A 709-nucleotide genomic window follows, 5' to 3' on the forward strand; every position below is an offset into this window, starting at 1 on the left:
AAAATCGATCTCCAGAAATGGCTCGATGAACCTTTTGATCAACCAAAACCAAAGCCTATAATTGCAATCCAGGGGGTGCTATTTTAGAATATGACTTAAATACCACTGAAATGTGCGATTCTAGGTTGAGATAATGATAGTGGAAAAATGTTTAGGACAGGATTGATCCTAAACTTAATATTATACCAGTTTTCGATATAATCATATACTTCATTATATGCGTGAGTAAACGATTTAAAGTCATTACGGTATATCATTTCAGACTTAATTGTTTTAAAAAAACTTTCTGCTACGGCATTATCCCAGCAGTTACCTTTTCTGCTCATGCTTCTATTTATTTTATCGTTATCCCTAAAAACATTTCTTATTTTATTGCAAGCATATTGAATACCTCTATCTGAATGAAGTAAAAATTCATCAATTATTTGTCTTCGCTTACGTGCAATATTCCATGCTTTAAGAACTGTGTTTTCATATGTCATATCCTTACTTAATGACCAGCCAACAACTTGTCGATCTGCTAAATCAATCATTGTTGTGAGGTAAATCCATTTGTCATTAACAACGTAAAAGTGTTTTATCCTTTCGTTTGTTAAAACTAACAAAACATTATTTAGAATACCGATTTTAGATTCTGAGAATAGTTCTAAATAAAGGATAAAACATAGTTGGACAATGTCGCCGGAACTATGGGTATTTAATTGGTTTG

Annotated in this window: 1 pseudogene; it reads right to left on the minus strand. The window is 31.7% G+C overall.

Annotated elements, in window-relative coordinates:
- Positions 1-179: 179 nt before the first annotated feature.
- A pseudogene (locus DLK05_RS17885) lies at positions 180-563 on the minus strand (DDE-type integrase/transposase/recombinase); the annotation flags it as partial.
- Between the last annotated feature and the right edge of the window lie 146 nt (positions 564-709).

Origin of the sequence: Ancylomarina longa (genome assembly GCF_003996985.1) — a bacterium.
GTDB classification, from domain to species: domain Bacteria; phylum Bacteroidota; class Bacteroidia; order Bacteroidales; family Marinifilaceae; genus Ancylomarina_A; species Ancylomarina_A longa.